General features: G+C 65.2%; 17 protein-coding genes and 1 tRNA gene. 10 read left to right on the top strand and 8 right to left on the bottom strand.

Annotation, left to right across the window (positions count from 1 at the left end; genetic code table 11):
• Positions 1 to 241 precede the first annotated feature (241 nt).
• The 3 genes from ACNI3R_RS14985 (at position 242) to ACNI3R_RS14975 (ending at position 1,182) form a co-directional block, all read left to right on the top strand.
• The gene (locus ACNI3R_RS14985) at positions 242 to 448 is read left to right on the top strand and encodes a cold-shock protein (protein WP_296625158.1); all 207 of its coding nucleotides are present in this window, start codon (positions 242 to 244) and stop codon (positions 446 to 448) included.
• 297 nt (positions 449 to 745) lie between these two features.
• On the top strand, positions 746 to 961 hold the full coding sequence (locus ACNI3R_RS14980) for a hypothetical protein (protein ID WP_426184736.1): 216 nt from the start codon (positions 746 to 748) through the stop codon (positions 959 to 961).
• On the top strand, positions 958 to 1,182 hold the full coding sequence (locus tag ACNI3R_RS14975; RefSeq protein ID WP_426184734.1) for a hypothetical protein: 225 nt from the start codon (positions 958 to 960) through the stop codon (positions 1,180 to 1,182). Before ACNI3R_RS14980 ends, ACNI3R_RS14975 begins: the two co-directional genes overlap by 4 nt.
• Positions 1,183 to 1,223: 41 nt before the next feature.
• Here ACNI3R_RS14975 and ACNI3R_RS14970 read toward each other — a convergent pair whose 3' ends face one another.
• Together ACNI3R_RS14970 and ACNI3R_RS14965 are read right to left on the bottom strand one after the other, a co-directional pair.
• Entirely contained in the window at positions 1,224 to 1,469 is a 246-nt protein-coding gene (locus tag ACNI3R_RS14970) for a hypothetical protein (protein ID WP_426184732.1), read from the bottom strand.
• A 94-nt stretch (positions 1,470 to 1,563) separates the two neighbouring features.
• Positions 1,564 to 1,734, bottom strand: a complete 171-nt coding sequence (locus tag ACNI3R_RS14965) for a hypothetical protein (RefSeq protein WP_426184730.1) — start codon at positions 1,732 to 1,734, stop codon at positions 1,564 to 1,566.
• Between the two features lie 193 nt (positions 1,735 to 1,927).
• On the opposite strand from ACNI3R_RS14965, the gene ACNI3R_RS14960 reads away from it, so the two are divergent.
• Both ACNI3R_RS14960 and chrA read left to right on the top strand, forming a co-directional pair.
• The gene (locus tag ACNI3R_RS14960) at positions 1,928 to 2,884 is read left to right on the top strand and encodes a chromate resistance protein ChrB domain-containing protein (protein WP_426184728.1); all 957 of its coding nucleotides are present in this window, start codon (positions 1,928 to 1,930) and stop codon (positions 2,882 to 2,884) included.
• A complete protein-coding gene (gene chrA, locus ACNI3R_RS14955; protein WP_426184726.1) occupies positions 2,881 to 4,284 on the top strand; it encodes a chromate efflux transporter in 1,404 nt (467 codons plus the stop codon). The genes ACNI3R_RS14960 and chrA overlap by 4 nt, the downstream gene beginning before the upstream one ends.
• Before the next feature lie 135 nt (positions 4,285 to 4,419).
• Here the strand turns inward: chrA and ACNI3R_RS14950 are convergent.
• The 5 genes from ACNI3R_RS14950 to infA all read right to left on the bottom strand — a co-directional run bounded on the left by ACNI3R_RS14950 (position 4,420) and on the right by infA (position 6,507).
• Positions 4,420 to 4,495, bottom strand: a tRNA-Phe gene (locus ACNI3R_RS14950).
• Positions 4,496 to 4,559: 64 nt separating this feature from the next.
• Positions 4,560 to 4,721 (bottom strand): DNA gyrase inhibitor YacG, encoded by a 162-nt coding sequence (locus ACNI3R_RS14945; RefSeq protein WP_426184724.1) that lies wholly within the window; start codon positions 4,719 to 4,721, stop codon positions 4,560 to 4,562.
• The gene (locus ACNI3R_RS14940) at positions 4,699 to 5,700 is read right to left on the bottom strand and encodes a ribonuclease (protein WP_426184722.1); all 1,002 of its coding nucleotides are present in this window, start codon (positions 5,698 to 5,700) and stop codon (positions 4,699 to 4,701) included. The genes ACNI3R_RS14945 and ACNI3R_RS14940 overlap by 23 nt, the downstream gene beginning before the upstream one ends.
• Positions 5,693 to 6,277: a Maf family protein gene (locus ACNI3R_RS14935; RefSeq protein ID WP_426184720.1), complete on the bottom strand. Its 585-nt coding sequence runs from the start codon at positions 6,275 to 6,277 to the stop codon at positions 5,693 to 5,695. Before ACNI3R_RS14935 ends, ACNI3R_RS14940 begins: the two co-directional genes overlap by 8 nt.
• Positions 6,278 to 6,288: 11 nt before the next feature.
• On the bottom strand, positions 6,289 to 6,507 hold the full coding sequence (gene infA, locus ACNI3R_RS14930; protein ID WP_003049127.1) for a translation initiation factor IF-1: 219 nt from the start codon (positions 6,505 to 6,507) through the stop codon (positions 6,289 to 6,291).
• 196 nt (positions 6,508 to 6,703) lie between these two features.
• Here infA and ACNI3R_RS14925 point away from each other — a divergent pair, with 196 nt between their 5' ends.
• Positions 6,704 to 7,192 carry a flavin reductase family protein gene (locus ACNI3R_RS14925; protein WP_426184714.1) on the top strand — a complete coding sequence of 163 codons (489 nt, stop codon included), beginning with the start codon at positions 6,704 to 6,706 and terminating at the stop codon, positions 7,190 to 7,192.
• 50 nt (positions 7,193 to 7,242) lie between these two features.
• Here the strand turns inward: ACNI3R_RS14925 and ACNI3R_RS14920 are convergent, their stop codons facing one another.
• Complete coding sequence (locus ACNI3R_RS14920; RefSeq protein WP_426184712.1) at positions 7,243 to 7,836, bottom strand: peptidylprolyl isomerase; 594 nt, start codon at positions 7,834 to 7,836, stop codon at positions 7,243 to 7,245.
• Between the two features lie 123 nt (positions 7,837 to 7,959).
• On the opposite strand from ACNI3R_RS14920, the gene ACNI3R_RS14915 reads away from it, so the two are divergent.
• From ACNI3R_RS14915 to ACNI3R_RS14900, 4 genes are all read left to right on the top strand, one after another.
• Positions 7,960 to 9,618, top strand: coding sequence for a tetratricopeptide repeat protein (locus tag ACNI3R_RS14915; protein ID WP_426184710.1), 1,659 nt, complete (start codon positions 7,960 to 7,962; stop codon positions 9,616 to 9,618).
• Between the two features lie 32 nt (positions 9,619 to 9,650).
• Positions 9,651 to 10,493, top strand: coding sequence for a 4-(cytidine 5'-diphospho)-2-C-methyl-D-erythritol kinase (locus tag ACNI3R_RS14910; RefSeq protein WP_426184708.1), 843 nt, complete (start codon positions 9,651 to 9,653; stop codon positions 10,491 to 10,493).
• Positions 10,466 to 10,930 (top strand): hypothetical protein, encoded by a 465-nt coding sequence (locus tag ACNI3R_RS14905; protein WP_426184706.1) that lies wholly within the window; start codon positions 10,466 to 10,468, stop codon positions 10,928 to 10,930. The genes ACNI3R_RS14910 and ACNI3R_RS14905 overlap by 28 nt, the downstream gene beginning before the upstream one ends.
• 139 nt (positions 10,931 to 11,069) lie before the next feature.
• Positions 11,070 to 11,212, top strand: a 143-nt coding sequence (locus ACNI3R_RS14900; RefSeq protein ID WP_426185125.1) for a transposase, incomplete at its 3' end; no start/stop codon positions are given.

Genomic DNA, 11,212 nt, shown 5'->3' with positions numbered 1-11,212 from the left:
CCAAATGAGGATAGATACAAAGTGGTCTGCCCCAGACACTATATGGCGTGTAATCATCGATCACAGCCAAACCAGGCACAGCTGTGCAGGCAATTGACATTTTAATAATAATCGCTATTTTCGAAAAGGCTCAACGTCGCCTGCGACGAATCTACTGCCTGATACGCAGATTTTCCTTTCACGCGCTTCAAGCTCGACAGCCATGTGGCTGGCGATAATCTTGCCTGTGAAGGACAATATCATGCCGATCGGCACCGTAAAATTTTTCAACGAGACCAAGGGCTATGGCTTTATCGAGCCCGAGGACAATAGCGGCGACAGCTTCGTCCACATCAGCGCCGTCGAGCGCGCCGGAATGATCACCCTCAAGCAGGGTCAGCGCCTCAGCTATGCGATCGAAGCCGATCAGCGCGGCCGGGCGTCAGCGGTCAATCTCGAAGCAGCCTGATCGATCGACGATCGCGGGAGGGATCGGCTGCGTCCGATATCTCCCGCAACGGCCCGAAGGCCAGGCGGACCTATTGGCTGCCACATCCCTTCTACCCCAATTACATAAGAACTGGCGCAAAGCGCCGCGGAAGCAGAATGTATTTCAAGACTCAAAAAGACGTGAATACCCACAATTACAGAACCCAACCCCAGCGTCAGCGCCTGTCCCCCCTGCCGGGAGCGAGCCTGTCGCGAGCAGATTTGAAGCGTCTCGTCGCCGACATGGTCGACTGAGGGCCTGACTAGGAGAACCATCATGCCGTCCAACAGCGACCTGTGCACCACCCGGGCCGACGAATGCGCCCAGCAGGCCGAACAGAGCGTGCTGGCCGAGGTCAAGGAACAGTTTCTCCGGTCCGAACGCGCCTGGCGCGGGCTGGCCGTCCGCCATTCCGCCCAGGAGGCCCGCTCCACGCGGCGTCTTCAGAATGCGGCAGAGGGCGTGAAGCAAAGCGCGGACATCGACGGTTGACCGCGACCAGCGATCGCTATCGGGTCGAGCCCCGCGCCGTGCAGCTTGCAAGACAGCTGCACGATCGTTGGGGACTGGATTCGGTAGGGCAAGCCCATTTCCAGTTTCTGGAAGCGACCCGCCTGGGCAAGATCGCCCGGGCGGATCTTTATCATGCCGTCTGGTCGGTGCTCCAGCACAGCCACCGCGTCTCCGCGACCTACAGTCCGGCGCACGCCTGAACCCGGCATAGACGCCGAGACGCTGTGGACACCATCGCCGCTCAGGACTCCGACGAGCCTGCCGACTGCCGCAGCAAATCCCGCAGGTCCGACGAGCGCAGATGCCTGCCGTCGCCCGTCTGGACAATCAGTCGCCAGATTTCCTCCGGGTCCTCCTGCGCGACCAGCCCCATCATCTCACGCAGCGACCCTTCCGCGATCTTCTGCGGTGCGCGGCGCCCTCCCCGCATCGTGTTGCCACCGACGGTGCGCCACAGGCTCGCGGGCTCATCCTGTGCGGCACTCATATGCGGATAATCATGATGGAATCGTCCTGACGAAGCGATGCGGTGATGCGCGGGAAGCAAACAAGAAGGCGGTGCGGCACTCCTGCCCGGAGCGTCAGAGAAACACGCTCCGCCCCGAACCGCGAAGGCCAGTGCGGACATGGTCGATCAGCTCCGCGTAAAGTCTCGCCAGGCCAAGATGCGCCGCGCGCGCTTCCCCGCACAAGGCGGCAGCTGCCTTCATCAACGAAAGCTGGTGCCGAGCGAAAAGATAGTTGCGATCCATGGTGCGTCCCTCGTTGCAGCGGGAGCACGTTGGTCTCTCTGTCACCGGATGCCGCAGAACGTCCAGATGATGAACCGACCTTAGCATGGTTGGGGAATTGCGGAAACCAGCACGCGATGAACCGCTTGCGGTGCCGGCCATATAGAAAAAGATACAAATATATCTCACGTATCACTGCTGATACATGTATATCATGATCGAGTCGAAATCGCAGGATTGGCTGGTCCTGCTCCACCAGCTGCCGACCCGCCCGCCCTATCTGCGGGTCAAGGTCTGGCGCCGTCTTCAGGCGATCGGCGCGGTCGCGATCAAGACCGCAGCCCACATCCTGCCCCGCAGCGAGGCCAATGAAGCGGCCTTGCGGTCGCTGATCGACGACATCGTCGCCGGCGGCGGCGAGGCAGTCCTGATCGACGGGCGGCTGATCGGCGGGCAGACCGACGCGGAAGCCAGCGCGCTGTTCGATGCGGCCCGTGACGCCGATTATGACGATATCGTCGCCACCGCGCGACGGCTGATCGAAACGGGCCCCGCGAGCGGCGGCGAGATCAACCGGCTGCGCAAGCGGCTCGACGAAACCGTAGCGCTCGATTTCTTCGGGGCCCATGGCCGGCAGAAGGCCGAGGCGGCGATTGCCGAAATCGACCGGCTTCGCCACGCCCATCCCGATGTCCGCCGCGCCGATGTGGCGCCCGCCGTCTCCCGCAATTCCCTGCGCGGGCGGGTCTGGGTCACGCGCGGCGGCGTCCATGTCGACCGGATCGCCTGCGCCTGGTTGATCCGCCGCTTCATCGACCCCGACGCGACCTTCCGTTTCGTCGATCGGCGCTCCCACAGCCCGGAGAATGGCGAACTTCGCTTCGACATGACCGATGCCGAGTTCACCCACGAAGACGACCGGTGCAGTTTCGAGACGCTGCTGCTGCGTGCCGGACCAGCCGACGATCCCGCGCTGGCGGCGATCGCCGAGATGATCCACGAACTCGATATCGGCGACGGCAAATTCGACCGTCCCGAAGCCTCGGGCCTCGGCGCCATGCTGGCCGGCATCTGCGCCTCCACCGACGACGACATGCTGCGCATTGCGCGCGGCAGCGAGACGCTCGACCAGTTCCATGCCTTTTTCAGCTCGAGGACATCCGCCCGATGAGTGAGACCGCTCCTTTCACATCCGGCTCCCCGACGCCCCCGGCCCGCGATCACGGCATAGGTTTCGGGGAAGCCGTTCGCGTCTGGGCGCGCATCGCCGCGCTCAGCTTCGGCGGACCGGCCGGCCAGATCGCTGTCATGCATCGCATCCTGGTCGAGGAAAAGAAGTGGATCGGCGAGGAGCGTTTTCTCCACGCGCTCAACTATTGCATGCTGCTGCCGGGGCCCGAGGCGCAACAGCTGGCCGCCTATATCGGCTGGCTGCTGCACAGGACAAAGGGCGGGCTCGTCGCCGGCGCGCTGTTCGTGCTGCCGGGCTTCCTCGCCATCCTCGCGCTGAGCTTCGTCTATGTTCTGCTCGGCCAGACGCCGATGGTGGACGGCTTGTTTTTCGGCCTCAAGGCCGCTGTGCTCGCAGTCGTCGTCCAGGCCGTCATCAGGGTCGGATCGCGCGCACTGCGCAATGGCGTCATGCGCGGGATCGCGGCCGCCGCCTTCGTGGCGATCTTCTTCCTGGGCGCGCCCTTTCCGCTGATCGTTCTGCTGGCGGGATTGAGCGGCTATCTGGGCGGCCGCGTGGGGCTTCCGGCGTTCAAGGGCGGCGGCGGTCATGGCAGCGGCGGCGGCACGATCATCCATGACGCGGACACCGCGCTCGGCGAGGGGCTGCCCGATCATGCACGGCCGAACCTCGGCTGGTCGCTGAAGATATCGTCCGCCTTTCTCTTTCTGTGGCTCGCCCCGGTCGCCGCGCTGCTGCTGATCGCCGGCCCCGCCAACCCCTTCACTCAGATCGCGACCTTCTTCAGCCAGATGGCGGTGGTAACCTTCGGCGGCGCCTATGCCGTGCTCGCTTATGTCGCGCAGGAAGCGGTCGGCACCTATGGCTGGTTGCAGCCGGGCGAGATGCTCAACGGCCTGGGCCTTGCCGAAACGACGCCGGGTCCGTTGATCATGGTGGTCCAGTTCGTCGGCTTCCTCGCCGCCTATCGCGGATCGACCGGCCTGCCTCCGCTGGCGGCGGCGACGCTGGGAGCGATCCTGACAACCTGGGTGACCTTCGTCCCCTGCTTCCTGTGGATTTTCGCGGGCGCGCCCTTCGTCGAGCGGCTGCGCGGCAACAAGGCCCTGTCGGCGGCACTCAGCGCGATCACCGCCGCGGTCGTCGGCGTGATCCTGAACCTCGCCTTGTGGTTCGCGATCCACACGCTGTTCGGTCAGGTCCGCCGCATCGCCGCCGGCCCCCTATCCTTCGACGCTCCGGAGCCGGCAAGTCTCGACCTGCCCGCCCTCATCCTCGCGACGCTGGCGGCGCTTGCGGTGTTCCGCTTCAAGATTGGAATGATCCCGGTGCTGCTCGGCTCGGCCGGCCTTGGGGCGGCGTATATGCTGTTGGGGTGAACGGGATCGATCGACACTAAACCGCTCGGACGGGAAGATGCCCGCCCTGCAGGACCTCGTCGCTAAGGCGCATGGGCCAATTGCCGCCGCGGCGCCAACCGCAGCTGACGCGGAAATAACACCGATGTGTGAAGATGGTGCCCAGGGACGGGATCGAACCGCCGACACTGCGATTTTCAGTCGCATGCTCTACCAACTGAGCTACCTGGGCACTCGTTGGAGGCGTGCCTATAGAGGTGGGTAACAGGTCCTGTCCAGCCCGCTTTTCGCCTTTTTTATTCGGGGTCGATATCGGCAGGCGGGCCGGGGATTCGATAGCCGTCGTCGAGCCAGCGCAGCAGGTCCCGGTCACGGCATCCCTGGCTGCAGAAAGGCTCATATTCGGGCCGGGCCGGCTTGCTACAGCCGGGGCATTCATGGATTTTCCGCGTCGACATGGCCGCCGGATATGACGAGGCGCGCGTCGGGGCGCAAGGCAATCGGTGCGCCGATGCGCCGCGCGAGTTCGGCCTGCCAGTCGGCACGGGCAGCAATGCGCTCGATCACGGCCGGATGGGCGCTGATGCTGCGTGTGCCTGCACCCGGCGTCCGCTCGCCCCGGCGCAGCAGTGCGCGCGCCGCGGCGCCCACGCCATCCCCCTGAAGCCGTTCTGGCAGCGAAGCGCGCCGGCGTGGGCGAACGATCTGCAGGAAACCGAAGCCGTTGACCGCCGTGCGCTCGAAAGGCTGTGGCAGGATCGCATCGACCGCGTCGGCCGCCGCCTGGCGCGCCGCCTTGCTGCCGGCAGTGGGAAGGTCGATCCCGATCGAGCCTTCGATGCCATGGCGGACAATCATCGCCGCCGCAGCCGTGGCGCCGGCGACGGCGAGCGCCGCCGGATCGAGCCACCCGTCCACGTCGATCAGGCTCATCGCCGGGGTGAGCGAGAGGCGCAGGCCGCCGCCGTCGAAGGCGACCTCGCCGCTGCGCGCTTCTTCGAGCAGTTCGGACCAGCCCGCCGCTTCCAGCGCATCGGGTTCATGCGCGCCGGGCCGCCGGATGGGAATGCCCGTCGCCTCGATCCGCTCGAGCAGGGTCGGGCCGATCGTCGGCGCGGACTCGGACGATGCCTGTCGCGCCAGCGCGAGCTTGGCCCGCCCCGGTTCGGGCAGGGCCGCCCTGCGGATTTCGGCCAGCAGCGTGCCGCCTTCGGTAACGCCACGCGGGAGCGGTTCGATCAGCGCCTCTGCGCCGTCGTCGAGGCGCACGAGCCCGCGACGTCCGGGAACGGTGATCCGGGTCAGGCGGGCCCTGGCAACGGTGCCGGCGGTGGGTCCGTCATCATCGGCTTCGATCTCGGCGGACAGGATGACGCCATCCTCGATCAGCGCGGCGCGCGCCTCACCGATCCCGTCCTCGTAGATCCACTCAGCCATCCGTCGACGGCAGCAGCCCGGCCGAGGCGAGCAAGGCACGCGTCTCGAACAGCGGCAGGCCCATCACCCCCGAATGGCTGCCCGACAGCATCCCGACCCAGCTTTCGGCATAGCCCTGGATCGCATAGCCGCCGGCCTTGCCCTGCCACTCGCCGCCAGACAGATAGGCCTCGATCTCGGCTTCGGTCAGCCGCTTGAACTTGACGATGCTGGTCGAGATCCGATGCCGCGCCTTGCCGATGCCGTCGATGAGGGTCACCGCCGAATGGACGCGGTGCCGCCGTCCCGACAGCAGGCGCAGGCAGGTGCGCGCCTCCTCGGCGGTTTCGGTCTTGGGCAGGATGCGCCGTCCGGCAGCCACGACGGTGTCGGCGCCCAGGACGCATGCGCCCGCGTGCCGCGCAGCGACCACGGCCGCCTTCTCCGCCGCCATACGCGCAGCGTAGCGCGCCGGCTGCTCGTCGCGGCGCGGCGTTTCGTCGATATCGGCGGGATCGATCGCGGATGGCTCGATTCCGAGCCTGCGGATCAGCTCGGCCCGTCGGGGACTGGCCGAGGCGAGAATGAGCAGGGACAAGGCCCCTGCCCTTATTTGAAGCGGTAGGTGATACGACCCTTGGTCAGGTCATAGGGGGTCAGCTCGACCAGCACCTCGTCGCCGACGAGCACGCGGATGCGGTTCTTGCGCATCTTGCCGGCCGTGTGACCCAGGATTTCATGGTCGTTTTCGAGCCGGACACGGAACATGGCGTTGGGCAGAAGTTCCACGACCTGCCCGCGCATTTCCAGCAATTCTTCTTTCGCCAAACCAGTGCCTCACAAAGATGATCGGAGTTTGGGCGTCGCCATACGCGCTTGACCGCCAAAAGGAAAGCGGCGCTTGAAGACAGGCTTGAAGCGCGGCTTGACTGCCTCAAAGGAGAGATGCGGTAGCGGCAATTGCGCAGACCGGTCCATTTCTCTAGCGGCTGCATCGGGAAGACACCAAAGGGAGGAGAATCGCATGACCGAGGACGAGATCAAGGACGGCTTCCGCCATGCGATGCGGCGCCTTGCCACGACGATCGCGCTGATCACCACCGGTCGCGACGAGAGCTGGTCGGGCATGGCCGCGACCGCCGTCATGTCGGTCTGTGCCGAGCCCCCCACACTGCTGACCGCCGTAAACCGCACCGCCAGCATCCACCCGGTGCTGAGCCAGTCGGAGCGTTTCTGCGTCAACCTGCTCGCCGATCGCCACCGCGATCTGGTCGGCATCTTCAGCGGCCAGAAGAAGGGCCTCGCCCGCTTCGAAACCGGCGACTGGACCGCGGGGCCCGATGGCATTCCGGTCCTCGGCGACGCGCTCGCCAGCCTGGTCTGCCGCACGACGCAGCGGATCGACGTCGGCACCCACACCCTGTTCCTCGGCGAGGTCGAGGAGGTGGTGAACCATGACGAGATCAGCCCGCTGGTCTGGGTCGACGGCACCTTCGCCAGCGCCGCGCGCTGACCGCATGCCTCAGATGCGAAGCGGCGCTTAGGCCAGCCGCGCAGCGCTTATCACAGCCGCTTCGCCTCCAGGATCTTCACCGGCTGCTTGATCAGCTGGCCCTTCATCGAACCCGAGCCGCCCGGCCAGGTCTTCTCCGCGAGGATCTTGCGCAACATGGGCATGCCTTTGACCACCTTCCCGAACACCGCATAGCCGGGATCGCCCGCCTTGGCGTCCATCGCCGGAGCGGGCCCCACCAGGATGAAGAACTCGCCCATCGCGCTGCCCGGTTCGCGCCGCGCCATCGAGATGGCGCCATCGACATGGCGCAGCCCGGTCTTGCTGGTCGGCTCGTGCGCGATCGGCGGCAGCGAGCGGCGCATGTCGCGATGGACCCCGCCCTGGACGAACCCCCGGCCCGGATTGCCCACCGCGCGCGCCGCGCGGTAGAAGGTCGTGCCGTCGAAGAAATGCTTGTCGACATAGGCCAGGAAGTTCTTCGCGGTGATCGGCGCGCGCTTCGTATCCACCGCGACGACGAAGCTGCCCGCCGTGGTCTTGACCGCGACGCGGACGATGCCGGGAGCGGCCTGCAGCGGCGACGCCAGCAATGGGGTGAACAGCAGCACGGCGGCGACTTGGAGGAGCGATCGACGAATCATGCTTTGAGCTTAACGGGTCGGGTGATCGGGTCCATCGCGGAAAGAGGGTAAACGCCGAGGTTAATACTGGCTTCACCATATCGACTTGCGATAGACAGTCCGACGAAGCGTTGGAGTAAGTTCATGACCGCGAAGCGCGCCCTGTTCGGCATCGCCCTGCTCATCCTGACACCGGGGACGGCATCGGCCATGGTCCCCGACGCCGATGGCGAGATGCGGCAATATGTCCGCGCCCGGCTGGCCGATGCGGACGGCATGCCCGAAGCCGCAGCCAACAGCTATGCCAAGCTGCTCCAGGCCTCCCCCACCGACCGGCGCCTCGCGCTGCGCACCTATCGGCAGGCGCTGACGGCGGGCAATTTCAAGCTGGCCGGACAGGCCGCGCGCCAGCTGGACAGCCTCGCCGCCCTGCCCACCGACGGCAGCCTCATGCTCTTTTCCGAAGCCGTCGCCGTGCGCGACTGGCGTCTGGCGGACCAGATCGTTACCCGGATCGACCGGGAACAGGTGTTCGGTTTCCTCGTGCCGGTGATGCGCGGCTGGGTCGCCTTCGGCCGGGGCTCGTCCGACGCCGCACGACTGGCGGCGCCCGCCGGCGGGTCGCAGCTGGCCAATGCCTATTCGCGCGACCATCATATCCTGATCGAACTGGCGATGGGGCGGAACGAGGCGCTCTCCGACATCCGCAAGCTGGCAGCTGCCAATGACAGCCGGTCGCTGCGCCTCCAGCTGGCGGCCGGGGCCCTGTTCGCGAAGCGCGGTGAGATCGAGAAGGCACAGGCCGCGCTTGAGGGCCGCGCGCCCGAACTGGCCCGCGCCCGCGCCCAGCTCGACGCTGGCCGACCTATTCCCGGCGCGGTCGACACCGCCGAGCGCGGCCTGTCCGATCTGTTCGCGCAGCTGGCGATCGACGTGAAGGGCGACGGCCGCTCGCCCATCTCGCTCCAGCTCGCCCGCATGGCCTGCCATATGGCGCCCAGCAATGCCGCCGCGATCATCGCCACCGCCGATCTGCTGTCGGGTAATGGCTACAACGAGTCCGCGCTGAAGCTGACCCTTCAGGTGCCGGCCGACAATCCGCTCTATGAGGTCGCCCGCCAGCAGCGCAGCGGCATATTGATGCAGATGGGCGACCGTCAGGCCGCGCTTGGTGATGCGGAAAAGGCGGCGGCCCGCCCCGATGCGCCGAGCAACGCCTTCGTCGAACTCGGCGGCATCTTGTCCGACCTCGAACGCCATGAGGAAGCTGCCAGGGCCTATCAGAAGGCGATCGACAAGGACCAGGTCGAGGGGGTCAAGAGCTGGGTCCATCTGTTCCTGAAGGCCGGCGCGCTTGACCGGTCGGGCGATTGGGACGGCGCCAAGGCCCTGCTGCAACAGGCCAATGCGATCGCTCCCGGCCAGGCGATGATCCTCAACTATCTCGGCTATGGCATGCTCGACCGGGGCGAAAATCTGGCCGAGGCGCAGACCTATATCGAACGCGCCAGCGGCCTCGATCCCAATGATGCGGCGATCGCGGACTCGCTCGGCTGGCTCTATTACAAGCGCGGCAATTATCGCGGCGCCATCCCCGCGCTCGAACGGGCGGTGGCGGGTGATCCCGGCCAGTCGGTGATGAACGAGCATCTCGGCGACGCCTATTGGGCGGTCGGACGCCGGATCGAGGCGCGCTATTCGTGGCGCGCCGCGCTCGTCCAGGCCGACAAGGCGAGTGCCGACCGCATCAACCGCAAGCTTTCGGACGGACCGGGCGAGACGCTGTCCGCCAACGATCGCTGATCGCGCCAGCGCGCTCGCCCGATCGCACCGCCATGACCGACAGCGAGATCGCCTTCGCGAAGATCAACCTCGCGCTCCACGTCCGTCGCCGGCGCGAGGATGGCTATCATGAGTTGGAGACGATCTTCGCCTTCGCCCGGCATGGCGACCTGGTCAGCATCGCCGAGGGGCCGCCCCGCCTGACGATCGACGGCCCCTTCGCCGACATACTGCGCGGTGAGGACCCGGAGGACAATCTGGTGATGCGCGCCGCGCGCGGCCTCTACCGCCTGGCCGGTGCCGGAACCCCGCCCGCCATCCACCTCGACAAGCGCCTGCCCGTCGCCGCCGGCATCGGGGGCGGCTCGGCCGACGCCGCCGCCGTTCTGCGCCTCCTCTGCCGCCGGCTGGGCCTGTCCACCGACGCGCCCGAGGTGCTGGCGCTGGCCGCCGAACTGGGCGCCGACGTCCCCGCCTGCCTGATGTCTCAAAGCGTGCGCGGCGACGCGCGCGGTGACGTGCTCGCGCCCGTGGACGGCAGCGGCCTCTGCGACATGCCCCTGCTGCTGGTCAACCCCGGCGTGCCGCTGTCGACGGGGCCGGTGTTCAAGGCCTGGGACGGCGTGGACCACGGCCCCCTCGCCTCCGGCGACCCGCTCGAAGCCGCACTGGCCGGCCGCAACGACCTGGAGCCCCCCGCCCTTCGGCTCTGCCCGGTCATCGGCGACGTGATCGAGCGCTTGGCGGCACAGCCGGGCTGCACTCTGGCGCGCATGTCGGGCTCGGGCGCGACCTGCTTTGCGTTGTTCGAGAATAGCGAGCAGCGCGACACGGCGAGCGAAGTGATCGGCGTGAAACAGTCAGGCTGGTGGAGACTGGCAAGCGGCCTGCGGTAAGCGGCGGCCCTTCTCTCTTTCTTTCTAATTATTGCACTGTCACCGCGATTTTTAAGGGCGGAAAGATCATGGGTAATAAAAGAAAATGGGTAACCGCAGCATTATTACTCTGTCTTTGCAGCTGCAGCCGCCAGAATTCCGCCCCGGTCTTGCATAAATGTTATAAATCGAGAAATTTAGTAATAAAATTTGATCAAAGTATGTTGAAAACGCAGGATGGTTATATAGAAAACTATGAAATTGTTAAACGAAAAGTAGGTTGGGTTATTTCATCTTCCTTAGATGTTGAAAGAAATTATTCAGGTGGGTTCAAGTTTGTTAAGTCAAAAATTGGAAATTATGACTGGATTATAGATAATAACATGCAAACATTTAAAGTAATATCCAAGGAGAGGGATGTGTTGATTTTTCAGAAATGCCAACTTGAACAAAATTAAATAAATCTCCGATACGAACCAGTATTTATTGCGATCCACTCGCCGCCTTCGGCAGCGGTTGCTCTGCCACCTGAAAACTGGATTGTTTGAGATCGAGTTTTTGGCCTCAGGTTTCCTTGGCTGGGCAAGGAGGCGTGGCATGAAGGCATCGAAGTTTACGGAGGCGCAGAAGGCGTTCGTCATCAAGCAGAGCGAGGAAGGAATACCGGTGGCGGAGGTCTGCTGTAAGGCGGGGATCAGCCAGGCGACCTACTTCAACTGGAAGAAGAAGTACGCAGGACG

The organism is Rhizorhabdus antheiae (assembly GCF_049889055.1).
Classification (GTDB): domain Bacteria; phylum Pseudomonadota; class Alphaproteobacteria; order Sphingomonadales; family Sphingomonadaceae; genus Rhizorhabdus.
The sequence above is the reverse complement of the archived record's forward strand: the minus strand, read 5'-3'. Positions and strand labels throughout refer to the sequence as shown.

Bases quoted from the DNA above. Each gene is read 5' to 3' on its own strand.
- ACNI3R_RS14960 (WP_426184728.1), top strand. From the start codon at position 1,928: ATGATCGAGTCGAAATCGCAGGATTGGCTGGTCCTGCTCCACCAGCTG.
- ACNI3R_RS14980 (WP_426184736.1), top strand. From the start codon at position 746: ATGCCGTCCAACAGCGACCTGTGCACCACCCGGGCCGACGAATGCGCC.
- ACNI3R_RS14925 (WP_426184714.1), top strand. From the start codon at position 6,704: ATGACCGAGGACGAGATCAAGGACGGCTTCCGCCATGCGATGCGGCGC.
- ACNI3R_RS14965 (WP_426184730.1), bottom strand. From the start codon at position 1,734: ATGGATCGCAACTATCTTTTCGCTCGGCACCAGCTTTCGTTGATGAAG.
- ACNI3R_RS14985 (WP_296625158.1), top strand. From the start codon at position 242: ATGCCGATCGGCACCGTAAAATTTTTCAACGAGACCAAGGGCTATGGC.
- ACNI3R_RS14915 (WP_426184710.1), top strand. From the start codon at position 7,960: ATGACCGCGAAGCGCGCCCTGTTCGGCATCGCCCTGCTCATCCTGACA.
- chrA (WP_426184726.1), top strand. From the start codon at position 2,881: ATGAGTGAGACCGCTCCTTTCACATCCGGCTCCCCGACGCCCCCGGCC.
- ACNI3R_RS14970 (WP_426184732.1), bottom strand. From the start codon at position 1,469: ATGAGTGCCGCACAGGATGAGCCCGCGAGCCTGTGGCGCACCGTCGGT.
- ACNI3R_RS14910 (WP_426184708.1), top strand. From the start codon at position 9,651: ATGACCGACAGCGAGATCGCCTTCGCGAAGATCAACCTCGCGCTCCAC.
- ACNI3R_RS14940 (WP_426184722.1), bottom strand. From the start codon at position 5,700: ATGGCTGAGTGGATCTACGAGGACGGGATCGGTGAGGCGCGCGCCGCG.
- ACNI3R_RS14920 (WP_426184712.1), bottom strand. From the start codon at position 7,836: ATGATTCGTCGATCGCTCCTCCAAGTCGCCGCCGTGCTGCTGTTCACC.
- ACNI3R_RS14945 (WP_426184724.1), bottom strand. From the start codon at position 4,721: ATGTCGACGCGGAAAATCCATGAATGCCCCGGCTGTAGCAAGCCGGCC.